Raw genomic sequence first — 24,708 nt, 5'->3', positions numbered from 1 at the left:
GGACGCTGATGGCACACGCTAAAAACCACGATTATCACATTCTGGCCCCGTCGATCTGGCCTCTGATCGGCGCCGTCGGCGGCTTTGTCATGCTGTTCGGAGCCGTTCTCTGGATGCAAGGCATCACGCCCTTCATGTTCTGGGCCGGTCTGGCAGCGGTGCTTTATACGATGTTCGCCTGGTGGTCGGATGTGGTCGCAGAAAGCCGTCAGGGCGATCACACGCCTGTTGTCCGCATCGGTCTGCGTTACGGCTTCATCCTGTTCGTCATGTCCGAGGTGATGTTCTTTTTCGCCTGGTTCTGGTCGTTCTTCAAACATCGCATGTACCCGATGTACGACTATGCAGGCACCGAATACATCCAGCCGGATATTCATGCCGTTGACCCGTTCCACTTGCCGCTGATCAACACTCTGGTCCTGTTGCTGTCAGGCTGTGCGATCACCTGGGCCCACCATGCACTGGTGCATGACAATGACCGCAAGGCGCTGATCAATGGTCTGGCCATTGGCATCGTGCTGGGCATCGCCTTTACCTTCTTGCAGGGCTATGAATACGCCGAACTGCTCAAGCATGAAGGCTGGGAATTCGGCGGTGACCAGTTCTATTCCAACTTCTTCATGGCAACGGGTTTCCACGGCGCACATGTGATCATCGGGACGATCTTCCTGACCGTCTGCCTGATCCGCGCGCTGAAGGGTGACTTCACCCCGGAAAAACACGTCGGGTTCGAAGCTGCGGCTTGGTACTGGCACTTCGTTGATGTAGTCTGGCTGTTCCTGTTCTTTGCCGTCTACATCTGGGGTCAGGCTCCGCTGATGTAACGCCGATCAGACCGATCAGTTGCAAAAGCCGCCCCAAGGGGCGGCTTTTTCTCTATGCGGGGCGCAAGATTGCGCCCCATACAATTGCGTGGTTGCAATTCAGCCCGCACGCCCCTTAACAAGACGCCGGTTCCTGAAAAGAAGTTTGGTCCTGACATGCGCCGCATCCTGTTCCTGCTGATCTTCGGCCTCGCCGGTTTGGGCGTGCTGCTGTCGCTGGGCTTCTGGCAGGTGCAGCGCCTGGCATGGAAGCAGGACGTTCTGGCCGAGATCGAAGATCGGATCTCGGCCACGCCGGTTTCCCTGCCGCCGCAGGTTTCGGTGGATCAAGACAAATACCTGCCGGTAACTGCGTCGGGCGAGATGGAGCCTGCGGAGATCCATGTTCTTGTGTCGCTCAAACAGGTCGGTGCGGGGTATCGTATCATTCAGCCGTTCAATACCGAGGGCCGGACCATTCTGATTGACCGGGGGTTCATCCCGACCACGGCCAAACAGGCCGGGCGGCGCAACGGCCAAATGGAGATTACCGGCAATCTGCATTGGCCAGATGAAATCGACAGTTACACGCCCGCACCTGATCTTGATGCCAACATCTGGTTCGCCCGCGATGTGCCCGCGCTTGCGGCTGCACTGGGCGCGGAGCCTGTTCTGCTGATCGCCCGTTCGCAAACCGATCCGAATGTGACACCGCTGCCGGTGGACACGGCGGGCATACCAAACGATCACCTGCAATATGCAATCACCTGGTTTGGTCTGGCTCTGGTCTGGGCAGCGATGACCGGGTACTTCCTGTGGCGCAGCCGTGCCAATTCTGAAAGTGACGCGACATGAAATACATCTCGACCCGCGGGCAGGCGCCCGAACTGACGTTTGAAGAGGCAATGTTGACCGGGCTTGCCCGCGACGGTGGCCTGTATCTGCCCGCCGAAATCCCGGTGATGTCGCAGGACGAGATCGCGGCGCTGGCCGGATTACCCTATGAAGAAATCGCATTCCGCGTGATGTGGCCCTATGTCAGCGGCTCATTCGCCGAGGCTGAGTTCAAGGCGATCATCGCCCGCGCTTATGAAGGTTTCGGCCACGATGCCCGCGCGCCATTGAAGCAGCTGAACGAGAACCACTTCCTGCTGGAACTGTTCCACGGCCCCACACTGGCCTTCAAGGACTTTGCCATGCAGCTGATCGGCCAGTTGTTCCAGGTGGCGCTGAAACGCCGTGGTGACCGTGTGACCATCGTCGGCGCGACCAGCGGGGATACCGGTTCAGCAGCGATCGAGGCGTTCCGCGGGCTGGACGCGGTGGATGTGTTCATCCTGTTCCCGCATGGCCGCGTGTCCGAAGTGCAGCGCCGCCAGATGACCACGCCTGCGGACAGCAATGTACATGCTCTGGCCGTGGATGGCGATTTCGACGATTGCCAGGCAGCGCTGAAAGACATGTTCAACGATTTCGATTTCCGGGATTGCGTGAAACTGGCGGGTGTGAACTCAATCAACTTTGCCCGCGTCTTGGCGCAAATCGTCTATTACTTCTCGGCCGCCGTCAGTCTCGGCGCGCCGCATCGCAAGGTCAGCTTCACGGTGCCAACCGGCAACTTTGGTGACATCTTCGCGGGTTATCTGGCCAAGCGTATGGGGCTGCCGATTGACCGCCTTGTGGTGGCGACCAACCAGAACGACATTCTGCATCGCTGCCTGACAGGCGAGGGGTATTTCAAGGGTGAAACCATCCCTTCGATCAGCCCGTCGATGGATATTCAGGTCAGCTCGAATTTCGAACGCGCGCTCTATTATGCCTATGGCGAAGATGGCGGGGCCGTCGCACAATTGATGGATGAGCTGAAAAAGGGTGGTTTCAATATCAGCCAGGGTGCGATGGAAGCGCTGCGTGAGAATTTCGATTCGGGCCGTGTGTCCGAAGAGGAAACGTTGGCCACGATCAAATCCACGCTGGCGCACAGTGCCGAACTGGTCTGCCCGCACACCGCCGTGGGCATCAAGGTTGCCGAAGAGCACCGCGCGGCAGACGTTCCGATGATCACGCTGGCCACCGCGCACCCGGCGAAATTCCCGGCCGCGGTCGAGAAGGCGAGTGGCGAACATCCGCCTCTTCCCTCCCGCATGTCGGATCTGTATGAACGTCCGGAACGGGTGACCCGCATCGCCAATGATCTGGGTGCCCTTGAGGATCATATAAAAAGGCACATCGCTGAGTGACTGTCAGACAAGACCAACTGAAGAACGGGTTCCGTATAGTCAGTGAACACATGCCAGGGCTGCAATCTGCGGCCATCGGCATCTGGGTAACCGCCGGTGGGCGGCATGAGCGGATCGAGCAGAACGGCATCGCGCATTTCCTTGAGCATATGGCGTTCAAGGGAACCGAGCGCCGTTCGGCCTTGCAGATTGCCGAGGCGATCGAGGATGTGGGCGGCTATATCAACGCCTATACCTCGCGCGAGGTGACGGCGTATTACGCACGCGTTCTGAAGGACGACGTAGCGCTGGCGATGGATGTCATCGGCGACATCGTTCTGAACCCGGTTTTCGATCCGCGCGAGATCGAGGTCGAGCGGGGTGTGATCCTTCAGGAAATCGGTCAGGCCCATGACACGCCCGACGATGTGATCTTTGACTGGCTGCAAGAGCAGAGCTATCACGACCAGCCCCTGGGCCGGACGATCCTGGGCCCAACGGAGCGGGTGAGTGCCTTCTCGCGTGAGGATCTGTCGGGCTTTGTGACCGAACATTATGGCCCCGAACAGATGATCCTGTCAGCAGCAGGTGCTGTGGATCACGACATGCTGATGAAACTGGCCGAAGAGATGTTTGGCCATCTGCAATCCCGTAAGGGTCTGATCCCCGAGGTTGCACGCTTTACCGGTGGCGAAGCCCGGCAGGTAAAAGAGCTGGAACAGGCGCATTTCGCTCTGGCGCTGGAAAGCCCCGGCTATCGCGACGATGCGATCTATACGGCGCAGATCTATTCGACCGCATTGGGCGGTGGCATGTCTTCGCGCCTGTTTCAGGAAGTGCGTGAAACACGTGGGCTGTGCTACACGATCTTTGCGCAGACCGGTGCCTATGCCGATACCGGAACAACCACGATCTATGCCGGAACCTCGGCCAATCAGGTGGCCGAGCTGGCGACGATCACGATCGATGAGATGAAGCGCGCCGCCGAGGACATGAGCCCCGAAGAGGTCGCCCGTGCCCGCGCCCAGATGAAGGCCGGGATGCTGATGGGGCTGGAAAGCCCGTCGAATCGGGCTGAGCGTCTGGCGCGGCTGGTGCAGATCTGGGGACGGGTACCTTCGCTGGAAGACACGGTCGCCAAGATCGATGCGGTCAGCACCGAAGACGTGCGCGCCTTTGCCGAAACCATGGCTGTTCAGGCCCCGGCGGCGCTGGCGCTTTACGGACCGGTCGCAGACGCACCGACATTGGCGGACTTGCAGGAGAGGCGTGCAGCGTGATGCTGTTGGGCAGACGCAAGCTGAAACTCGAGACCGCGCGGCTCAGCTTGCGCCCGCCTGTACATTCCGATTTCAATGATTGGGCAGCGTTGCGGCGCGCCTCAAAAGGTTACCTGACCCCGTGGGAGCCGATCTGGGCCAAGGATCACCTGAGCCGCAAATCCTTTACCAATCGGGTCTACTGGGCTCAGCGCTCGGTCGCGAGTGGTACAGCAATCCCGCTGTTCCTGTTTCGCCGTGAAGACAATGTGTTGGTCGGGGCGATCACGCTGGACAATATTCGGCGCGGCCCTGCGCAGGCCGGAACCCTGGGTTACTGGACCGGTGAATCCTTTGCCCGTCAGGGATACATGCGCGAAGCGATCGGCGCGATGGTGCATCACGCCTTTACCCGTCTGGATCTGAGCCGGATCGAAGCCGCGTGCCTGCCGGAAAACCGGGCGTCGCGCGGTTTGCTGGAAAGCTCAGGCTTCAAATATGAAGGCGTGGCGCAGTCATATCTACAGATCAACGGGCGATGGCGGACGCATGTTCTCTATGCCAGCCTGCGGTCCGACCGGCGTGGCAAGACAGACGCGGGCTAGGGGGCTCTGCCCCCGCCGCGGCAAGCCGCACCTCCCCCGGGATATTTTTGGCCAGATGAACAAGGGGCATGACTTGGTGGCGATCTGCGCTACACTTTGGGTATGCGCTGGTTGGTTGCAGCATTGATGGTGATTTCGGGCGGGGCCGTGGCGCAGGAGCGACGGCCGAGCCATTGTATCGCCATCGCCGACGCGGCGCCGGGGATCGAATATCTGCACAAAGCCGCGTGGCAGGACCCGGTACCGGAGTTTTCGGTGCGCATCAGCTATGTCGCGCATGCCGCCTTTATGATCCAGACCCGTGGCGGGTTGAATGTGGTGACCGATTTTACCGGGTTCATCGGGGGTGCCGATCTGATTCCCGATGTGGTGACGATGAACCATGCCCATGACACCCATTGGACGGCGCATCCCGACCCGGCGATCCCGCATGTCCTGCCGGGATGGGGAGAGTTCGGGCAAGGAATCGAACATCATCTGGATCTGGGCGAGATGCTGATACGCAATGTCCCGACCGATATCCGCTCGGCCTATGGCGGGGTAGAGGAACGCGGCAACTCGATCTTCGTGTTCGAGGTCGAAGGTCTGTGCATCGGTCATCTGGGACATTTGCATCATGTACCTTCAGACGAACAGTTTGCTGCGCTGGGTCGGTTGGATGTGGTCATGGCCGCCGTTGATGGCGGAACAACCATGCCCTTGCCTGACATGATCTCGGTTCTGAAGCGGCTGAAAAGCTCGGTGATCGTTCCGATGCACTGGTTCTCGGAGTTTTCGCTGGATCGCTTCCTCGTGGATATCCGAGATGAGTTCCCGGTTGAACGTGACGGCGTGTCCGAGATCACCGTCTCACTGCGTGACTTGCCGGATCGGCCAACGGTTGTCGTGCTGGAGCCGCGCTATCTGATTGATCTGGAATAAGGCTTGCCGTGGAGGAATCGGTTGGGCATTGAAAGCGTATGAGTTTGAACCCCGCTGATGACCGCATTGCCACGCTGATCCGCTCGAAACTGGGCGATCAGGTGTTGCGCCCGGTGGCCGACCGGTATCTGGAAGAGCCGCGCGGGCGATTTGCCGGACAGGCTGGCCTGCTGGCCTTGCCCCGCACAACCGAGGAGGTCTCGGTACTGGTGCAGGTGGCGTGCGGGGAGCGCGTTCCGGTGGTGCCTTATGGTGGTGGAACCGGTCTGGTCGGGGGGCAGGTGATGCCGCACGGGCCAGCGCCCCTTGTGATTTCGCTGGAACGGATGACAGCCATCCGGTCCGTCTATTCCACTGAAAATGTGCTGATTGCCGAGGCCGGCGCCATTTTGCAGGACGTCCAAGCCGCGGCTGAAGCGCAAGACCGCCTGTTTCCCTTGACGCTGGCGGCGCAGGGATCCTGTCGGATCGGGGGCAACCTGTCCACCAATGCGGGAGGCGTCAACGTCTTGCGATATGGCAATGCGCGCGACCTGTGCCTTGGGCTCGAGGCCATTCTGCCCAACGGTCAAATCTGGCATGGTCTCAGCCGGTTGCGAAAGGACAACACAGGCTATGACCTGCGCAACCTGCTGATCGGGGCCGAGGGCACGCTTGGGATCATCACTGCAGCCGCACTCAAGCTGTTTCCCCGGCCTGCCGGGATCGGGACGGCGATGTTTCAGGTGGCGTCACCCGAAGCCGCCATTTCCCTGCTGGCCCTGGCGCGTGATCGCGTGGGCGAGGCTGTCAGCACTTTCGAACTGATCCACCAGCAAGGGTTAGAGTTCTTGTCCGAGGTTCTGCCGGACGTCCGGCAACCGTTTAAGACACCGCCAGAGTGGAGCGTTCTGATCGAGTTGGGGCTGGCTCCGGGGCAGTCTCCGTACGACGCGCTGGAGGATATCTTTGTCCGGGCGCAAGCACTTGGGCTGGTTCAGGATGGCGTGATTGCACAAAGCGAGGCGCAGCGCGGTGAGTTGTGGGCCGTGCGCGAGCGTATCCCCGAGGCCAACCGCCTGATCGGCTCGGTGTCGAGCCATGATATCTCGATCCCGATCTCAGGAATTCCGGATTTTGTGCGCCAAGGGGAAAAGGTGATTTCCAGTCTCGGGCCGTTCCGGATCAATTGCTTTGGCCATCTGGGGGATGGCAATCTGCATTACAATGTCTTTCCCCCGGAGGGGCAGCGCCGCGCGGAATTTGAAGGTCAGAGCGCCGTGGTCAAGCGGGCCGTGCATGATCTGGTCCACGCTTTTGACGGTTCGGTCAGCGCGGAACATGGCGTGGGCCGCATGAAAACGAGCGATCTGGAACGCTATGGCGATCCGGTAAAGCTAGATGCGATGCGGGCCATCAAGGCGGCGCTGGACCCCCATGGCATCATGAACCCCGGCGCGGTGCTGAAGGCGTGAACCTGACCCCGACCCTTGTTTCGCTATCCGAAGCTTGCCGCGTTAAAGCCCTTCGAATTCGCACAGGACATGCACGTCCATGCCCATATCTTCCAGTAGCTTGCGACCACCGAGGTCAGGCAGGTCGATAATGAACGCGCATGAGACGATCTCACCGCCCAAACGCTCGATCAGTTTGATGCCCGCCGCCGCAGTGCCGCCTGTGGCCAGCAGGTCGTCAACGACAAGGATCTTTTCCCCCGGTTGGATAGCGTCGTCGTGGATCTCGACAATCGCTTCACCATATTCCAGCTTGTAATCCTGGCTGATCGTTGTGCCGGGCAGCTTGCCTTTCTTGCGGATCGGCACGAAACCCAGGCTCAGTTGATGCGCAATCGCACCCCCAAGGATAAAGCCCCGCGCCTCAAGACCGACAACCTTGTCGATGCGTTCCCCGGCATAGGGGTGCAGCATCTGGTCAATGGCCATCCGAAATCCGCGCGGATCGGCAAACAGAGTCGTCACATCGCGAAACAGAATTCCTTCATGCGGGAAGTCGACAATCGTCCGGATGTAGTCTTTGACAGTCTTGTTCCTTGACATGAACCAACCCTTTTCCGCTTCAAATACCAAAACGTGTTTGGCCCAAGAGGGTTAGCCATGCAAGGAACAATTCATTTACGCGATCACCAGCGGCGCTAAACCACAGCCTTGGGCAGTCCGTAATACCGGTGAAGTGTGACAGGTGGCAAAGACAAGTGCGGTTTACGCCAATTGCGTTGATTTCGCAAAAGAAAGGCTCGTGTGGTTCGAAGGTTCATTGCCATTTCCATTCCGGTGCTGTTAAGTGCCAGATAACGACAATCACTATGCTATGTATACACAATGCATCGCCTAAAGTAACGAGCATTTGCTAGGAGCAACGCGCGTGCCAAAGAAAGACGGCAAGGGATCGACGAAGAAAAACAGCCAGCTGGTTCTGCGTCTGGACAAGGATGAACGCGACGCGTTTGTCGAGTTGTGCAGGGAGCTGGATACGTCTGCGGCCCGCGAAATCCGCCGGTTTATCCGCGGGTTCATGAAGGAAAACGCCGAAAACTGAAAAGGGATCAGGCCGGACGGCGTAGAACTGCCGTAACGACACCCATCCCGATCAGGGTCAGCCCGCCAAACCGCGTCATCCCCGTGATCACGCTGGCGCGGCCAATCAGCCGCCGCAACCGGTCGGCCAGCAACGCATAAGCCAGGGCATTCAGCCAGGCCAGTCCGACGAAAGTGGCGATCAGGATGGCAAATTGCGGCCCCAGTGGTTCAGCCGGGCGCAGGAACTGCGGCACAAAGGCGATGAAAAAGGCGATGGATTTCGGGTTCAGTGCCGTGACAGCGGCCGCATGTCCAAACACGCTGCGGGGGGTGATATCCCGCCCGGTCGCGACCGTTCCCAGACTACTTGCCGGGGCGCTGCGCAGCAGTTTAATTCCAAGCCAGACCAGATAAGCCGCTCCGACCCATTTGAGGACGGAAAACAAGGTGGCCGAGGCCAGAACAAGCGCGCCCAGTCCCAACAAAGATGCGGTCATCGCCACAAGATCCCCCACAGCCACCCCTGTGGCCGAGGCCACGGCAACACTGCGCCCCTTGGACAGCGCATAGCTCAGCACCAACAGCACGGTCGGGCCCGGGATCAGCAGCAAAGCGGTGGAGGCGGCGACAAAAGCCAGCCAGAGTTCAAGCGACATGGTGTCTCCTGTAAAGGTGTCGTCACACCAAGCCCGTGTATGATGCCAACGTCAAGCATCTGCCTTGATCGTTTGGCTGTTTTTGAGGCGACAAGATCGAGCACCTGTGCGTTTCTCGCATCTGAATCGCAAAGCTCATAGATTTAGGCAGTGTGACAAGGACTTGAAGTTTGGATGAAGCTTTGCTCATTCATCTTGAAACGGTCCTGAACCTGCCCAGCCTAAAAGGCACAACATAGCAGGAGGTAAAGGTGCAGATCCAAAGTACAGATGCCAATTCGTTGAAGCGGATCAATCGCATCAAACGGTTGCTGCTTGGCCTCATGCTGGCCGGGGGCGTCGTGTATGGGATCATCGTTGGATACATGTACTTCAACCAGCAATCGCTGCTTTACAAGCCAGATGGTGAATTGCCTGATCCAGCCTCGGTTTCTTTGGCGGATATCGATGTGCTTTCACTGCCTATGTCCGATGGTACGGTTCTGACGGTTTGGGCCGCGCCGGCAGCCGTCGAAGGTGCCCCGACCGTATTGTTCTTTCACGGCCAGAGCGGCAATCTGAGCGACCGCGCGGCCCGATTTCAAGAGATACTGAACAGCGGCTACGGGCTTCTGGCGCCCAGCTATCGCGGGTTTCCGGGAAGTACAGGCGCGCCGTCCCAAGCAGGTTTGATCTTGGACGGATTAGAGTTGTTTGACCATTTGCGTAGGGCCGGAGAGCCAGTTGTTCTACACGGCCAAAGCCTTGGTACAGGAGTGGCTGCGGCGGTTGCGGCGCAACGGCCCGAGGCCGAGATGCTGGTGCTGGAAGCGCCATTTACTGCGACTGTGGATGTGGCGGCTGAACGCTATCCTTGGTTGCCCGTAGCGTCACTGATGCGCGACCAGTTTGCCACCCGCGACATCATCGGGACAATCGAGATGCCGACGTTGATCTTCCACGGCACAGATGATCAAACCGTTCCAGCGCATCACGGCGCGCGCCTTGCCGAGATGGGCGGTGAGAGGGTCGAGTTTTTCTCGATTCCCGGCGGAACCCACAACGACTTGTGGTCATACGGCCTGTGGCAGACCGTTCAAGACCGCCTGCCACAGAACTGATTTCAGAGAATTCGCCCGGCCACCGCGTCCAGCTTGGCCAGCAGCGCCGGATCGCGCTTTTCGGGTGCGGTGAGGATGGCATATTCCAGCGCCCGGTCACAGCCATGCGGGCAGGGCGCGCGGTCAGCCCCCAACAGGGCGGGAAGGCCCTTGACCAGTGCACGGCCCTTGTCGGCATTGCCGGTCAGGGTCGCAATGATGGTGGTCACATCCACCTCACCATGTTCCGGGTGCCAGCTGTCATAATCCGTAACCATCGCGATCGAGGCATAACAAAGCTCGGCTTCGCGAGCGAGCTTGGCTTCGGGCATATTGGTCATGCCGATCACGTCGCAGCCCCATTGCTCGCGATACATCTTCGATTCCGCAAGAGAAGAAAACTGCGGCCCTTCCATCGCCAGATAGGTGCCGCCGCGATGGATCGTGATACCGGCAGCCTTGCCCGCGGTCTCACAGGCGTCCGACAGGCGCGGGCAGGTCGGATGCGCAACACTGACATGGGCGACGCAGCCTGTGCCGAAAAAGCTCTTGTCGCGCGCAAATGTCCGGTCGATGAACTGATCGACGATGACAAAATCGCCCGGTGCCATGAGTTCGCGAAACGACCCGCAGGCCGAGACCGATATCACATCCGTCACACCAAGCCGTTTCAGCGCGTCGATATTGGCGCGATAGGGCACATCGGTGGGCGAATGCACATGCCCGCGCCCATGGCGCGGCAGAAAGGCCATCGCGACACCGTCCAGCGACCCGGTCAGGATCTGATCCGAAGGTGTCCCCCAAGGGGTATCGACGCTGACCCATTCCGCATTTTCCAGCCCATCGATGTCATAGATGCCTGATCCGCCGATAACGGCAATCCTGGTTTGGGTCACTGTCCTGCTCCGCCTGAGATACTGATATTGAATTTGTGCGGGTTCGACCCGAAATTGACAAGAGGTCTATTCCTGTTTCGCCAGCAGGTTACGCTGTTGAGATTGCGTGTTGAAATCCGTCCAGGCGGCTCCAAACTCATCCAGAGGCCACGTCAGGTCTTGCGATTGACCATGCCTGTCACGAAACTCAAAACGATACGCATCCCCGTTCAGCATGGCATCCAGCAGGCCGTCGGCGCGATGATCCTCGAACGTACAGCTTAACCCTGTCAGGCAACCGGGACGCCGCGTGCGCCAGATCACATCCTGATCTTTCTCTATGCGGAATCCAGAAGGGTTGAAGAAGGTACCCGGCTCAATTCCAAACTCGATTTTGAATCCATCTGGCTCAGGTGTGATGAACATGAACTGCGCCGCAAATTTCGGACGCAAGGAAAACACCTCAGCGCGCCTTATGTAACAGCGCTGCACCAAAGCACCGGCTTCTTCACGCTCGTCACAAATCGAATTCCAGATGCCGAAAATTTCATGGTGCGTGACACGCCAGTTTCCAGCCGTGTCATTCCCTTGCAAGTCCTGTGCAAAGGCGGGCAGGGCCGATAAAAAAATGAGGGCAATCCAACGCATGAACTCACATTTGGGTGCTTGATCCGGGCGCCGCAAATCACGTTGCTGAGAGGCCAGTTATGCGCCATGTGCATGGCTGCATCCCACCTCCTGCGGTGGCTTAACAGCGGCGCGCCCGCTACAACGACCCCTTCGCGCGAACATAATATCCTATAGGACTGTCCAATGCCCCGAGCCTTGCTGGCAAGTTTTGCCAACCGTATCGCCATACCCGATCTGCGCTGGGTGCCGGATGAGGGGCTGACCTTCTCTCGCCTGCGGATCGAGCTGCTGTCCGGCCTGACCGTGGCCCTCGCGCTGGTGCCCGAGGCCGTGGCCTTTGCTTTTGTGGCAGGCGTGCATCCGCTGGTGGGCCTCTATGCCGCGTTCCTTGTGGGGCTCATCACCGCGCTGATCGGCGGGCGACCCGGCATGATCTCGGGAGCGACGGGCGCGCTGGCGGTCGTCATGGTGGCTTTGGTGGCCGAACATGGGGTCGAATACCTGTTCGCGACGGTGGTTCTGATGGGGATCCTCCAGGTTATCGCCGGGGCGATGCACTGGGGCCGCTTCATCCGACTGGTGCCGCACCCGGTGATGCTGGGCTTTGTGAATGGCTTGGCCATCGTGATCTTTCTGGCCCAGATGGGCCAGTTCAAGGTGCCGGGTACCATGGAAAACACCGGTCACGGCATGGGTGGTGGAGAATGGCTCTCGGGTGCGCAGCTATACACCATGCTAGGCCTTGTAGCACTGACAATGGCGGTGATCTGGGTGGTGCCGCGCATCACGCGTCTCATTCCAGCACCTTTGGCCGGTATTCTGGTTGTCGCTGCGCTGGTGATCGGTCTGGGGCTGGATGTCCCGCGCGTCGGTGATCTGGCCTCGATCGAAGGTGGCCTGCCTGCCTTCCACATCCCGATGGTTCCGCTGAACTGGGGCACGCTTGAGATCATCCTGCCCTACGCCGTCATTCTGGCTGCGATTGGCCTGATCGAATCCCTGCTGACCCTGAACCTTGTGGGCGAGATCACCGGCAAGCGCGGCGGGGCTTCTCAGGAATGTATCGCGCAAGGTGCGTCGAATATCGTGACCGGCTTTTTCGGTGGCATGGGTGGCTGCGCGATGATCGGTCAGTCGATGATCAACGTGAAATCCGGTGGCCGGACCCGCATCGCGGGGATCGCTGCGGCGCTGTTTCTGCTGACCTTCATCTTGTTTGCCTCACCGCTGATCGAACAGATCCCGCTGGCCGCGCTGGTTGGGGTGATGTTCATGGTGGTGATCGGCACCTTTGCGTGGAACTCGTTCAAGATCCTGCGCAAGGTTCCACTGACCGACGCCTTTGTCATCGTTCTGGTCACTGTCGTGACGGTGATGGAAGACCTCGCGGTGGCGGTTGTTGTCGGCGTCATTGTCTCGGCTCTGGCCTATGCTTGGAACAACGCCAAGCGCATCCACGCGGTCACCCGCGACTCGGCGACCGAAAAAGGGGCGAAGGTCTATGAAATCCAGGGACCGCTGTTCTTTGGGTCATCGGATGGCTTTATCGAACTTTTCGATGTGCCGAATGACCCGGAAACCGTCATCGTCGATTTCGCTGAAAGCCGTGTGGTGGACCAGTCGGCATTGCAAGCCATCGAAAACATCGCGGCCAAATACGAGGCCGCGGGTAAACGCGTCATGCTGCGCCACCTGAGCCGGGATTGCCACAAGCTGTTGAACAAGGCAGGCCACCTGATGGTCGACAGTGATGATGACCCGGATTATGAACTTGCCGTCGATTATTCGGTCCGTACCGGCATTCTGGGCGGCCACTGATCCTTTTGCGAGGCTCTGCCTCGCGCTCCGGGATATTTGAAGCCAGATGAATGAAGGATCCCTGCTTCATCTGGCCAAAAAATATCCCGGGGGAGCCGCCCGGAACGGGCGGTGGGGGCAGAGCCCCCGACAACCTCAATCATCCGGGCGATTGAGCGAGAACAGCTCGGACACGACCGAATAGTCCCGGTATCCAAGCCGTGCCAGAGGTTTGAACGAGGTTACGTCGAACTTGCCCTCCCGGATGTGGTCGTCGAGCAGATGCACGCCTGTCACTTCGCCAAACACGACGCGGTTGGCCGTGCCGGGCAGGGTCACGATCTGGGTGAGCTTGCATTCCAACGCCGCCGGGGCACCTTGTACGCGGGCACAGGGGATGGTTTCACATTCGACCGGGGTTAATCCGGCATGGGCAAATTCGTCCACTTCCTTGGGAAGGCTGGCCGAGCTGGCGTTCATGGCATCCTGATGCGCATGGGCCACTACATTCACGCAGAATACGCCAGTCGCCTCGATATTGGCGATACTGTCCTTGCCGCCGACCTGATCGTGTTTCGTGCCGGTTGTGGCAAACATCACTTGCGGTGGTGTGTAAGCAACCCCGTTGAAAAAGGAATAGGGTGCCAGATTGTTGATCCCATCCGCATCACGGGTCGAGATCCAGCCGATCGGGCGTGGCGTGATAATGGCGTTGAACGGGTTGTGCGGCAGGCCGTGGCCGTCTTCAGGGCGGTAGAACATCATATCTCCAAGCGTTTGCCCAAGGCGTAACGAAGTGCTAGGGCGATTTCCAGCAAGGAAAAGAGGGCAAACGTGCAGCAATTCGGGATCAGGCCGGAAGAGCCGGACGATTGGTGGGAAGTCGAGGCCCTATACGATCTGTGCTTTGCGCCGGGCCGTGAGGCGTTGTCGTCCTACCGGTTGCGCGATGATGTGCCGCCGGTTGCGGGCTTGTCTTTGGTCGCGCGCGACGGTCAGAGTATCTTGGCTGGGGCGATCCGCTTTTGGCCGGTCCATGTCGGCGAACACGATGCATTGTTGCTGGGGCCCGTTGCCGTGCACCCTACCCACCAGGGCGAGGGTCTGGGCGGATATCTGATCCATGCCGGTGTTGAAGCCGGGCGAAAACGCGGGTGGCAGCGGGTCATGCTGGTCGGTGACGAACCCTATTATAGACGATTTGGTTTTGCGCGGCTGCAAGGTGTCGAGATGCCGCCGCCCACCAACCCGGACCGGGTTTTGGGGCTGGAACTGATGCCCGGTGTCTGGTCCGGAGTTCATGGGGCCGTCACCCGCTGGACCCGCTGACCTATTGAATCGGCGTGGCTTAACGCCGATGTTGATAGGCAGGAGGACGCACATGCAGAACGTGGTTCTTGTCGAAAACGTGGATGCCGAGGCTGAACTGGATCGTTTGGCGGGTTATTACCGATCAGCCGGAGGGGCTGGTGTCAAACTGCTGAACAAGCTGGGCGGATCAGCCGAGTCACTGCTCGAGCAATTGCCCGATCCGGTTCGGAACGGCCTGACAGGGGCTACCGAGCAGGCGCTGTGGCTTGCGATGCACGCGGCTCAGGGGTCCCGGCGTGCGATCCCTGATCAGCAGCCCTGGGTCAATACCGCGCTTGCCACGGCCATGGGCGCGGCCGGCGGGCTGGGCGGTGTTTCAACAGCCCTGATGGAGCTACCTGCAACAACCGCCATGCTGTTGCGCGCCATTCAGGGGGCCGCCGCGCGTGAAGGTTTCGACCCGTCCGCCGAGAACGTGAAGTTCGATTGTGTGCGGGTTTTGTCCGCATCGGGCCCACTGTCGCATGATGACGGTGCGGATTTCGGCTTTTTCTCGGTGCGCCTGACTCTGACCGGTCCGGCCATGCAGCGTCTGATTGCTGCAGTGGCACCACGCTTTTCAATCGTGCTGGGGCAAAAACTGGCGGCTCAGTCCGTCCCGGTGCTCGGCGCATTGGCTGGTGGTGGAACGAACTATATCTATTCGCGCTATTACCAGCAGATCGCGCGTGTGCATTTCGGCCTGCGAAGACTGGCGGTTGACGCCGATATCCCGCATGACGAGCTGGTGAAGCAGCTGTCAGCCCGCATGTGATCAACAAATGCGCCGTCACGCCAGACTTGGCGGACACCACTTCATATGGTAGTTTTTCAAGAGAAGGGCGCTAAATAGGCGTGTCATGCGCGCCTATAAGGCCAAAGGGTCCGTTGCCCGAACAAAAGGTGCGTCGCGCAATGAATGCAAGACCGGTGCCGCGTGTATTGACTGAGACTGCGGAACACCCTGTTTTGCGGCAATCTTCTGCCCTGTGTTATCGGATCCGGCATGGCCAGCCAGAGGTTTTGCTGATCACGACGCGCCGAGCCCAGCGCTGGATTATCCCCAAGGGGTGGCTCATCCCCGGGCTGACCCCATCAGAAACCGCAGTGCAGGAAGCTTGGGAAGAAGCGGGCGTGACGGGGCGATGCAGCACAGCGGGGCTGGGGCAGTTTCTGCACCTCAAGCATAGCCCAAATCAGCCCCCGACCTTGATACTGGTTGATGTTTTTGCGCTGCATGTACAGGTTATGTCGCAGGATTTCCCTGAACAGCACGAGCGCAGGCGCAAGTGGTTTGCGCCTAAAAAGGCAGCTCAAAAGGTCGGATCACCCGAGCTAGCCGATTTGTTACGCGACTTTAAGACATATACACATTAAGATAGCTCCAGAGAGGCTTGATATTGTCAGTCTGGTCGGTATCTATTCGCCAATCGCAATTTTGGACTGAACATGATTCAATACGCGTTGAAATGCAGTGAAGGCCACACATTCGACAGCTGGTTTCAATCCGCAGAAGCCTTTGACAAGCTGGCCTCTGCCAGGATGGTGACCTGCGCGATCTGCGGATGTACGCAGGTTGCGAAGGCGATCATGACACCGCGTGTCCGTCCGGCCCGGAGTGCGCAGGGAAAACCTGAAAACGCGCCTGCATCCAATGAACAGATCAACGTCGCCACCCCTTCGCCTGAGATCGCGAAGGTTCTGGCCGAGTTGCGCCGCCATGTGGAAAAGAACTCGGACTACGTTGGCAAGGATTTTGCAAGCGAGGCGCGCAAGATGCATCTGGGAGAGGCGCCAGAGCGTTCGATCTATGGTGAAGCCAGACCGGATGAAGCGAAATCGCTGATCGAAGATGGCGTGCCGGTGGCACCGCTGCCGTTTTTGCCCAGCAGAAAGACCAACTGATCCATGCATGTTGTGATCACCGGTGCCAATCGCGGTATCGGCCGCGCCCTTGCCACGCGCTACGACACCCGCGGTGACGCGGTCACCGGAACCGCGCGCGATGGCAGCGCGCAGGTGCGTCTGGACGTGGCGGACCCTGCCCAACAGGCGGCAATGGCCGAACAGCTGAAAGGCCAGCCCGTTGATCTGCTGGTCTGCAATGCCGGGGTCTATCTGGACAAGGGGCACACGATCGACGGCTACCCCGCCGAAATGTGGGCGCAAAGCTTTGCCACCAACGTGACCGGCGTTTTCCTGACCGTTCAGGCCTTGTTGCCCAATCTGCGTGCCGCAGGCGGCAAAGTCGCGATCATCTCGTCGCAGATGGCGTCTCATACGCGGGCACCGGGGGGCAGCTATATCTACCGTGCCTCCAAGGCGGCGGCGTTGAATCTGGGGCGGAACCTGGCGACGGATCTGAAAGCCGACGGGATCGCCGTTGGCATCTATCATCCGGGCTGGGTACAAACCGACATGGGTGGCGCGGCCGCCGATATTGATGTCGATCAGGCCGTTTCGGGCCTGATGGAACGCTTTGAGGCCCTGTCGATCAGCTCAACCGGCTGTTTCGAGACCTATGATGGACAGGCGCACGCTTACTGACGGGACAGTGCCGCTTTGGGAATTTCATAGACTTCACCGGGTTCAATATAGATAACCATCAAATCACCGCGCGTTTCATACGACATCTTCGAGGTGGAACTGCTGGAGTCTGGTACGCCTTCCTTGAAATAGATGCGGCGCACCTCTCCTCCACCAAGAGCAACCGCAAGCGTTATCGTGCCGTCGTCATGGCGGCGCAGTTCCGCATTGCAGCTTTGCATCGGGTCACCGGCATTTGCGGCGCAGGGCACTTTGCCCAGTGCATTCTTTCCGTCCGTTCCGGCCACACTGGCAACCTGGGCCAGTACAGGCGACGACAACAAAGTAACGGCAAGGGCTAGGCGAAACATGGGGAACCTCTTGATTTGGTTGTTACTCGCAGGCTGACACCGCACCTGCGCAATGTAAAGCGGCCCTGTGCCACAGGCGGGTCCTGTTTGCGCTCTTGCTCTTGGGGTGCCCCTCGCTTATGAGGCTCGGGACCTCTAATCCAAGGCGCGGAGACATTTGCCCCCATGCCCGTACTCGTTATGAAATTCGGCGGCACTTCGGTCGCCAACCTGGACCGCATCCGCCGCGCTGCCAAGCGTGTTGGTGTTGAAGTTGCCAAGGGCTATGACGTGATCGTCATCGTCTCGGCCATGTCGGGCAAGACCAACGAGCTGGTGGGCTGGGTGAACGAGACCTCGCCGCTGTTTGATGCACGCGAATACGATGCTGTTGTATCTTCGGGCGAAAACGTCACCGCTGGCCTGATGGCTCTGACATTGCAGGAAATGGACGTTCCGGCGCGCAGCTGGCAGGGCTGGCAAGTGCCGCTGCTGACAACCAGTGCGCACAGCCAGGCGCGGATCGAAGACATCCCGACCACGAACATCAACCAGAAATTCGGCGAAGGCATGAAAGTGGCCGTTGTGGCCGGGTTTCAGGGGCTCAGCCCCGAAGGCCGCATCACAACGCTGGGCCGGGGTGGCTCGGACACCACTGCCGTGGCTTTTGCCGCGGCGTTTGGTGCGGAACGCTGCGACATCTATACCGACGTGGATGGTGTCTATACCACCGATCCGCGCATCTGCGAAAAGGCCCGCAAGCTGCACAGGATCTCGTTCGAGGAAATGCTCGAACTGGCGTCGCTGGGCGCCAAGGTGCTGCAGACTCGCTCGGTCGAGCTGGCAATGCGCTACAAGGTGAAACTGCGCGTTCTTTCAAGTTTCGAAGAACAATCCGACGAGGCCGGTACGCTGGTCGTTGACGAGGAGGATATCATGGAATCCAATGTTGTGGCCGGTGTGGCCTATTCCCGTGACGAGGCCAAGATGACCGTCGTTTCGGTGGCGGACCGTCCCGGTATCGCCTCGACCATCTTCACCGCGCTCAGCGATGAGGGCGTCAATGTCGACATGATCGTGCAGAACATCTCGGACGAGGGACGCACGGACATGACCTTCTCGTGCCCCACCGATCAGGTGGTCCGTGCCGAAAAAGCGCTGCTGGCGATCAAGGACAAGGGCGAGCTCAACTATGCCGAACTGGTCGCCGATACCGGTGTCTGCAAGGTTTCGGTGGTGGGAATCGGTATGCGCTCGCAATCGGGTGTCGCGGCCAAAATGTTCAAGGTGCTCTCGGATGAGGGGATCAACATCAAGGTCATCACAACCTCCGAGATCAAAATTTCCGTTCTTATCGACAGGAAATACATGGAACTTGCCGTTCAGGCACTGCATGATGCCTTTGAACTGGACAAGGCGGCCTGAGCTGATCGGCCAAGGGTTTCGCCTGACACACTGAATTGGTTGGGCCATGGCAGACGGCACGGAAACAGAATCCCGCAAGCTGCTGGGGCGGTTGCGCGAGGCGATGGCCAGCGAAGCCGCTGGGCAGGAGCGTCTTGATCAGATCACTCATCTGATCGCCGACAGCATGCGCAGCGAAGTGTGCTCGATATATCTGTTCCGCGATGAAGAGACCCTGGAACTCTGTGCGACCCAAGGGCTTGCGCCGGAATCGGTACACCAGACCCGGATGCGCATGGGCGAGGGGCTGGTGGGCCGGGTCGCCAAGACCGGCAAGGTGGTCAACACCCCGGACGCGCCGTCTGAAAAAGGGTTCCGGTATATGCCGGAAACCGGGGAAGAGCGGTTTTCGTCCTTTCTCGGCGTGCCGGTGCAGCGCCTTGGGGAAAAGCTGGGTGTTCTGGTTGTCCAGTCCCGCAAAGCGCGTGAATTTTCCGCTGACGAGATCTATGCGCTGGAAGTGGTGGCCATGGTGCTGGCCGAAATGGCCGAACTGGGTGCCTTTGTTGGCGAAGGCGCGGCCCTGTCGCCACGGCATCAGCAATCGGTTCTGTTGCGCGGCGGCCCGGCGCAGGAAGGTTCCGCCGAAGGCCATGTCTGGCTGCATGAACCCCGTGTGGTTGTTACCAATCCGATTGCCGAAGACCCGCACCGGGAACGCGAACGTCTGAATGAGGCGGTGGAAGAGCTGCGCGTCGGCGTCGACAAGATGCTCGAAATTTCCCGGGATGGTGACACCGAACAGCTCAAGGTGCTGGAAGCCTACCGGATGTTTGCCAATTCCAAAGGCTGGATGCGCCGGATGGAAGAGGACATTGCCCTGGGGCTCAGCGCCGAAGCCGCGGTCGAGAAAGAACAATCCCAGGCGCGCGCCCGGATGGGGCAGGTGTCTGATCCCTATCTGCGCGAACGGCTGGCGGATCTTGACGATCTCAGCAACCGTTTGTTGCGCATTCTGACCGGGCAGGGAAAAACCGACAGCGCCGATCTGCCACCCGATCCGATTCTGGTCGCGCGCAATATCGGCCCCGGCGACCTGTTGGAATACGGTCGGGCGCTGAAGGGGATCATCCTCGAAGAAGGTTCAGTCGGCAGTCACGCCACCATTGTGGCCCGTGCGCTGGCGATCCCTCTGGTGGTCCATGTGGGCCGGATCACGACCGAAGCGCTGAACGGCGACCACGTGCTGGTGGATGGCGATCAGGGCGTTGTTCACCTGCGTCCGGAAGACAGCGTGGTCAGCGCCTTCCGCGACAAAATCGCGATGCAGGCCAAGGCACAGGAACGCTATGCCTCGATCCGCGAAACCCCCTGTGTCACTCGCGACGGAACGCGTATCAATCTGGTGATGAACGCGGGTCTGATGGCCGACCTGCCATCGCTGGGAACGTCAGGTGCCGAGGGTGTTGGCCTGTTCCGAACCGAGCTGCAATTCCTGATCCGCAATAAGATGCCCAAACGGTCCGAGCTGGTCACTCAGTACCAGCGGGTTCTGGATGCTGCGGGCGACAAAAGGGTGGTGTTCCGCACGCTCGATATTGGGTCGGACAAGGTACTGCCCTATATGAAACACGTGGCCGAACCCAACCCGGCCCTGGGTTGGCGCGCCATTCGTGTCGGTCTGGACAAACGCGGCGTGATGCGGATGCAGTTGCAGGCCCTTCTGCGCGCCGCCAATGGTCGCCCGCTGACCGTCATGTTCCCCTTTGTCGCGCAGGCCGAGGAATATCGCGAAGCCCGCTGGGAAGTGAACAAAACCATCGAACGCGAAAAGCGACTGGGCCACGTTCTGCCCGAAACGCTTGAAGTCGGCGCGATGCTGGAAACCCCTTCACTGGCCTTTGCGCCGCAAAAGTTCTTTGACGAAGTCGATTTCATCTCGATCGGTGGGAATGACCTCAAGCAGTTCTTTTTTGCCGCTGACCGCGAAAATGAACTGGTCCGCCGCCGCTATGACACGTTGAATGTCAGTTTCCTGAGCCTGATGGAACGCATTGTCGAACGCTGCGGGCTTTCGGACACTCCGCTCAGTTTCTGTGGCGAGGATGCGGGCCGTCCGGTCGAGGCGCTGTGCCTTGCGGCCATGGGTATTCGCACCCTGTCTATGCGCCCGGCGTCGATTGGTCCGGTCAAAAGCCTGTTGCTGCGGTGCGACCTGATGGAGGTGCGAAAAATCATCGCCGACGCGCGCCATCGCGGCGAACAATCCGTACGTCCGGCCGTGATGGAATGGCTGCGCAGTCAGGTATAGCCCTCAAAACCTCGCTTTTTGGGGAAACTATGCTTGATTTTTTCGCGCAGGCTTTCTATCACGCAGGCAATGTTAGCGGTAACAGTGTGCCGCAGAGCCGTTTCATGCCGTGCTGAACTGATATCGGCAAACTCGAGAAGGAGCCTGTGATGGTTTCACGCGTAATTCCGGTAGAGCCGTTCGATCTTGTGTTGTTCGGCGCGACCGGGGATCTGGCGCAACGTAAGATCTTGCCGGGCTTGTACCATCGGTTCGAGGTTGGCCAGATGCCCGATGGGGCGCGGATCATCGGCACGGCGCGCTCGGATATCGACAGCGACGAATTTCGCGATCAGGTCCGCGCATCGATGCAGGAATTCGCACCAAAGTTCAAAAAGGACACGCTGGACCGGTTCCTGTCTCATGTTGAATACGTGCCGGTGGATGCACTGGGCGATGCCGGATGGTCCGATCTGTCCAAGCTGCTGCGCCCCGACGTGGTGCGGGCCTTTTACCTGTCGGTGGGTCCCAGCCTGTTTTCGGGCATTGCGCAGCGCCTGCATGACGCCGGTCTGGCCACGCCGGACAGTCGCATCGTTGTTGAAAAGCCTTTCGGTCATGACCTTGCCTCGGCCAGGGCGCTAAACGAAGGCTTGCGGGCGTGTTTCAAGGAACACCAGATTTATCGGATCGACCATTATTTGGGCAAGGAAACCGTGCAGAACCTGATGGCGCTGCGCTTTGCGAATTCCCTGTTCGAGCCGCTTTGGAATTCGACCCATGTCGACCATGTGCAGATCACCGTGGCGGAAACCGTCGGGGTCGAAGGGCGCGGGGCCTATTACGATCAATCCGGCGCGATGCGGGACATGATCCAGAACCATCTGGTGCAGTTGCTGTGCCTAACCGCGATGGAACCTCCGTCAAAGTTCTCTCCCAACGCGGTGCGTGACGAGAAGGTCAAGGTGATCGAGGCGCTGGAACCGGTCGAACCCAGGGATATCGCCCGTGGTCAATATCGCACGGGCAAGGGCGGTGACGGATACCTTGATCACGTTGGCAACCCCGCCAGCCGCACCGAAAGCTTCATTGCGCTCAAGGTCCATATCGGCAACTGGCGGTGGGCCGGGGTGCCGTTCTACCTGCGCACAGGCAAACGCCTGCGCGCACGTGCCTCTGAAATCGCGGTGTTCTTCCGCGACCCGCCACACACGATCTTTCCCAATGTCGGCCCGTTGCACGGCAACGTGCTGGTGATCCGCCTGCAACCAGACGAAGGCATCACCCTGCGCACGACGATAAAGGAACCGGGGCAGGGCGGGTTCCGCCTGTCCGATGTTGCTCTGGACATGAGCTTTGCCGACGCGCTGGGTGATGACTCGCAATCCCCGGACGCATATGAACGCCTGATCATGGATGTCATCCGGGGCGATCAGACCCTTTTCATGCGCGGGGACGAGGCCGAGGCCGCCTGGGCCTGGGTCGATCCCATCATTCACGGCTGGGAACAGCGCGGGGACAAACCCGCCAAGTACGATCAGGGCAGTTCAGGCCCCGAAGAAGCACTGATGCTGATGCATCGCGATGGGCGTCGCTGGCGTCAGATCGGAGGGTAATCATGGTTCACTCTGTCATTTCCGACGTCACCAAACGGATCATCGACCGCAGCGCCGATCTGCGCGGCCCCCATATCGACCGGATGGAACAGGCCAGATCCAAGGGCCCCGCTCGTGCGCACCTGTCCTGTAGTGGTCAGGCCCATGCCTATGCGGGTGCGGGTGAAGACCAGCAATCCATGGCCACCGGCACGGCGGGCAATCTGGGCATTGTCACCGCCTATAACGACATGCTGTCCGCCCATCAGCCCTTTGAAAGGTACCCCGCCCTGATCCGCGATGCGATCCGCGCCGCCGGAGGTACTGCTCAGGTCGCAGGTGGCGTGCCAGCCATGTGCGACGGTGTCACCCAGGGCGAAGCAGGGATGGAATTGTCGCTGTTTTCACGCGACGTGATTGCTCTGGCAACTGGCATTGCGCTCAGCCACAACACCTATGACGCGGCAGTCTTCCTCGGCGTCTGCGACAAGATTGTCCCCGGTCTGATCATCGGCGCGCAGGCGTTCGGGCATCTGCCTGCCGTGTTCCTGCCCGCAGGGCCAATGACCAGCGGTCTGCCCAATGACGAAAAGGCCAAGGTTCGCCAGAAATTCGCTGCCGGAGAGGTCGGGCGCGACGAACTGATGGCCGCCGAAATGGCCGCCTATCACGGCCCCGGCACCTGCACTTTCTACGGCACCGCCAATACCAACCAGATGCTGATGGAGTTCATGGGCCTGCACCTTCCGGGCTCCAGCTTCGTCAATCCCAACACGCCCTTGCGCGACGCGCTGACACAAGAGGGCGCGCGCCGCGCCCTGTCGCTCAGTGCGCTGGGAAACAGCTATACCCCTGTTTATCAGGTGCTCGACGAACGGGCCTTTGTGAACGGCATCGTCGGCCTTATGGCGACAGGAGGTTCGACCAATCTGCTGATCCACCTGATTGCCATGGCGCGCGCTGGTGGTATCGTTCTGGACTGGCAGGATTTTTCCGATATCTCCGCCGTGGTCCCGCTGGTCGCGCGGGTCTATCCCAACGGTCTGGCCGACGTGAATCACTTCCACGCCGCAGGCGGACTTGGGTTCACCATTGGCACGTTGCTCGAAGAAGGTTTGCTGCACCCCGATACGTTGACCGTTGCCGGGCAGGGCCTGCACAATTACACGCGCGAGCCCAAGCTGATCGATGGTGAGCTGACCTGGCAAGACGGCGCGGGCCACAGCCTGAATGACAAGATTGTCCGCCCCGCCCGCGACCCGTTCCAGCCCACCGGCGGCCTGTCGCGCCTGACCGGAAATCTGGGCACCGGGGTCATGAAAGTATCAGCCGTCGCGCCAGAACATCAGGTCGTCGAAGCGCCCGTGCGGGTGTTCCACGATCAGGATGAGGTGAAAGCCGCGTTCAAAGCCGGAGAATTCACCGGTGACGTCATCGTCGTGGTCCGGTTTCAAGGCCCCAAGGCCAACGGGATGCCGGAACTGCACTCGCTGACGCCCATGCTGTCGATCCTCCAGGGCCGGGGCCAGAAAGTGGCGCTGGTCACCGATGGCCGCATGTCTGGCGCTTCCGGTAAAGTGCCCGCCGCCATCCATGTTGTCCCCGAGGCGCTCGACCGCGGCCCCATTGCATACCTTCAGGACGGTGACATCCTGCGCGTTGACGCGGTCAGGGGTGATCTGGAAATCCTCACCGCAGGCGTTCTGGACCGCGCGCCCGTCACCACCGATCTATCCGCCAATCAACACGGCGCAGGGCGCGATCTTTTTGGCGCGTTCCGCCAGAATGTCGGCTCGGCCGACACCGGTGCCAGCATTTTCGGAGTTTAACCTC

General features: G+C 59.8%; 26 protein-coding genes. 20 read left to right on the top strand and 6 right to left on the bottom strand.

Translation table 11 applies throughout. The features are described 5' to 3' along the window. The first annotated feature begins 8 nt into the window (after nt 1-8). The 8 genes from ACR0BF_RS00635 (at nt 9) to ACR0BF_RS00600 (ending at nt 7,261) form a co-directional block, all read left to right on the top strand. Nucleotides 9-824, top strand: a complete 816-nt coding sequence (locus tag ACR0BF_RS00635; RefSeq protein ID WP_209505605.1) for a cytochrome c oxidase subunit 3 — start codon at nt 9-11, stop codon at nt 822-824. An 88-nt stretch (nt 825-912) separates the two neighbouring features. After that, entirely contained in the window at nt 913-1,005 is a 93-nt protein-coding gene (locus ACR0BF_RS00630) for a twin-arginine translocation signal domain-containing protein (RefSeq protein ID WP_480624231.1), read from the top strand. After that, entirely contained in the window at nt 981-1,658 is a 678-nt protein-coding gene (locus tag ACR0BF_RS00625; RefSeq protein ID WP_480473693.1) for an SURF1 family protein, read from the top strand. The genes ACR0BF_RS00630 and ACR0BF_RS00625 overlap by 25 nt, the downstream gene beginning before the upstream one ends. Further along, entirely contained in the window at nt 1,655-3,043 is a 1,389-nt protein-coding gene (gene thrC / locus ACR0BF_RS00620) for a threonine synthase (protein WP_480624063.1), read from the top strand. The genes ACR0BF_RS00625 and thrC overlap by 4 nt, the downstream gene beginning before the upstream one ends. Continuing rightward, a complete protein-coding gene (locus ACR0BF_RS00615; protein WP_480473691.1) occupies nt 3,040-4,302 on the top strand; it encodes a M16 family metallopeptidase in 1,263 nt (420 codons plus the stop codon). Before thrC ends, ACR0BF_RS00615 begins: the two co-directional genes overlap by 4 nt. Further along, entirely contained in the window at nt 4,302-4,886 is a 585-nt protein-coding gene (locus ACR0BF_RS00610) for a GNAT family N-acetyltransferase (RefSeq protein ID WP_209505614.1), read from the top strand. Before ACR0BF_RS00615 ends, ACR0BF_RS00610 begins: the two co-directional genes overlap by 1 nt. 102 nt (nt 4,887-4,988) lie before the next feature. Beyond that, nucleotides 4,989-5,807 carry an MBL fold metallo-hydrolase gene (locus tag ACR0BF_RS00605; RefSeq protein WP_480554468.1) on the top strand — a complete coding sequence of 273 codons (819 nt, stop codon included), beginning with the start codon at nt 4,989-4,991 and terminating at the stop codon, nt 5,805-5,807. A gap of 38 nt (nt 5,808-5,845) precedes the next feature. After that, on the top strand, nt 5,846-7,261 hold the full coding sequence (locus ACR0BF_RS00600; RefSeq protein WP_480624062.1) for an FAD-binding oxidoreductase: 1,416 nt from the start codon (nt 5,846-5,848) through the stop codon (nt 7,259-7,261). Between the two features lie 42 nt (nt 7,262-7,303). Here ACR0BF_RS00600 and ACR0BF_RS00595 read toward each other — a convergent pair whose 3' ends face one another. Beyond that, nucleotides 7,304-7,843 (bottom strand): adenine phosphoribosyltransferase, encoded by a 540-nt coding sequence (locus ACR0BF_RS00595; protein WP_480473688.1) that lies wholly within the window; start codon nt 7,841-7,843, stop codon nt 7,304-7,306. A 325-nt stretch (nt 7,844-8,168) separates the two neighbouring features. Between ACR0BF_RS00595 and ACR0BF_RS00590 the strand changes: the two genes are divergently transcribed. Continuing rightward, nucleotides 8,169-8,342 (top strand): hypothetical protein, encoded by a 174-nt coding sequence (locus ACR0BF_RS00590; protein WP_209505622.1) that lies wholly within the window; start codon nt 8,169-8,171, stop codon nt 8,340-8,342. 7 nt (nt 8,343-8,349) lie between these two features. On the opposite strand, the gene ACR0BF_RS00585 is transcribed toward ACR0BF_RS00590, so the two are convergent. Further along, nucleotides 8,350-8,979 (bottom strand): LysE family translocator, encoded by a 630-nt coding sequence (locus ACR0BF_RS00585; RefSeq protein ID WP_480604974.1) that lies wholly within the window; start codon nt 8,977-8,979, stop codon nt 8,350-8,352. A gap of 251 nt (nt 8,980-9,230) precedes the next feature. On the opposite strand from ACR0BF_RS00585, the gene ACR0BF_RS00580 reads away from it, so the two are divergent. Further along, a complete protein-coding gene (locus ACR0BF_RS00580) occupies nt 9,231-10,079 on the top strand; it encodes an alpha/beta hydrolase (protein ID WP_480624061.1) in 849 nt (282 codons plus the stop codon). A gap of 2 nt (nt 10,080-10,081) precedes the next feature. Here the strand turns inward: ACR0BF_RS00580 and ACR0BF_RS00575 are convergent, their stop codons facing one another. Further along, complete coding sequence (locus ACR0BF_RS00575; RefSeq protein WP_480624060.1) at nt 10,082-10,954, bottom strand: S-methyl-5'-thioadenosine phosphorylase; 873 nt, start codon at nt 10,952-10,954, stop codon at nt 10,082-10,084. A gap of 66 nt (nt 10,955-11,020) precedes the next feature. Further along, a complete protein-coding gene (locus ACR0BF_RS00570; protein ID WP_480473682.1) occupies nt 11,021-11,581 on the bottom strand; it encodes an invasion associated locus B family protein in 561 nt (186 codons plus the stop codon). Nucleotides 11,582-11,746: 165 nt separating this feature from the next. Between ACR0BF_RS00570 and ACR0BF_RS00565 the strand changes: the two genes are divergently transcribed. Next, entirely contained in the window at nt 11,747-13,381 is a 1,635-nt protein-coding gene (locus ACR0BF_RS00565; RefSeq protein ID WP_480518881.1) for a SulP family inorganic anion transporter, read from the top strand. A 135-nt stretch (nt 13,382-13,516) separates the two neighbouring features. Here the strand turns inward: ACR0BF_RS00565 and ACR0BF_RS00560 are convergent, their stop codons facing one another. Further along, nucleotides 13,517-14,122 carry a flavin reductase family protein gene (locus tag ACR0BF_RS00560; protein ID WP_480624059.1) on the bottom strand — a complete coding sequence of 202 codons (606 nt, stop codon included), beginning with the start codon at nt 14,120-14,122 and terminating at the stop codon, nt 13,517-13,519. 72 nt (nt 14,123-14,194) lie between these two features. Here ACR0BF_RS00560 and ACR0BF_RS00555 point away from each other — a divergent pair, with 72 nt between their 5' ends. From ACR0BF_RS00555 to ACR0BF_RS00535, 5 genes are all read left to right on the top strand, one after another. Further along, nucleotides 14,195-14,689, top strand: a complete 495-nt coding sequence (locus ACR0BF_RS00555) for a GNAT family N-acetyltransferase (RefSeq protein ID WP_480624058.1) — start codon at nt 14,195-14,197, stop codon at nt 14,687-14,689. Between the two features lie 52 nt (nt 14,690-14,741). Beyond that, nucleotides 14,742-15,485, top strand: coding sequence for an EcsC family protein (locus ACR0BF_RS00550; RefSeq protein ID WP_480624057.1), 744 nt, complete (start codon nt 14,742-14,744; stop codon nt 15,483-15,485). 140 nt (nt 15,486-15,625) lie between these two features. Then, the gene (locus ACR0BF_RS00545) at nt 15,626-16,087 is read left to right on the top strand and encodes an NUDIX hydrolase (protein WP_480554454.1); all 462 of its coding nucleotides are present in this window, start codon (nt 15,626-15,628) and stop codon (nt 16,085-16,087) included. A 72-nt stretch (nt 16,088-16,159) separates the two neighbouring features. Next, nucleotides 16,160-16,615, top strand: coding sequence for a DUF1178 family protein (locus ACR0BF_RS00540; protein WP_480554453.1), 456 nt, complete (start codon nt 16,160-16,162; stop codon nt 16,613-16,615). A gap of 3 nt (nt 16,616-16,618) precedes the next feature. Then, entirely contained in the window at nt 16,619-17,257 is a 639-nt protein-coding gene (locus tag ACR0BF_RS00535) for an SDR family NAD(P)-dependent oxidoreductase (protein ID WP_480624056.1), read from the top strand. On the opposite strand, the gene ACR0BF_RS00530 is transcribed toward ACR0BF_RS00535, so the two are convergent. Then, nucleotides 17,251-17,607 (bottom strand): hypothetical protein, encoded by a 357-nt coding sequence (locus ACR0BF_RS00530; RefSeq protein ID WP_480473671.1) that lies wholly within the window; start codon nt 17,605-17,607, stop codon nt 17,251-17,253. The two genes, ACR0BF_RS00535 and ACR0BF_RS00530, sit on opposite strands and share 7 nt — an antisense overlap. Before the next feature lie 165 nt (nt 17,608-17,772). Between ACR0BF_RS00530 and ACR0BF_RS00525 the strand changes: the two genes are divergently transcribed. From ACR0BF_RS00525 to edd, 4 genes are all read left to right on the top strand, one after another. Next, on the top strand, nt 17,773-19,011 hold the full coding sequence (locus ACR0BF_RS00525; RefSeq protein WP_480473670.1) for an aspartate kinase: 1,239 nt from the start codon (nt 17,773-17,775) through the stop codon (nt 19,009-19,011). Between the two features lie 46 nt (nt 19,012-19,057). Then, a complete protein-coding gene (gene ptsP / locus ACR0BF_RS00520; protein ID WP_480473669.1) occupies nt 19,058-21,301 on the top strand; it encodes a phosphoenolpyruvate--protein phosphotransferase in 2,244 nt (747 codons plus the stop codon). A 149-nt stretch (nt 21,302-21,450) separates the two neighbouring features. Then, a complete protein-coding gene (gene zwf / locus ACR0BF_RS00515; protein WP_480473668.1) occupies nt 21,451-22,896 on the top strand; it encodes a glucose-6-phosphate dehydrogenase in 1,446 nt (481 codons plus the stop codon). Nucleotides 22,897-22,898: 2 nt separating this feature from the next. Further along, nucleotides 22,899-24,704 carry a phosphogluconate dehydratase gene (gene edd, locus ACR0BF_RS00510; RefSeq protein WP_480624055.1) on the top strand — a complete coding sequence of 602 codons (1,806 nt, stop codon included), beginning with the start codon at nt 22,899-22,901 and terminating at the stop codon, nt 24,702-24,704. The last annotated feature ends 4 nt before the right edge of the window (nt 24,705-24,708 follow it).

The sequence above is a fragment of the Ruegeria sp. AG7 genome (assembly GCF_056541545.1).
Note: the sequence above shows the minus strand (reverse complement) of the source record. Positions and strands in the feature narration are given on the sequence as shown.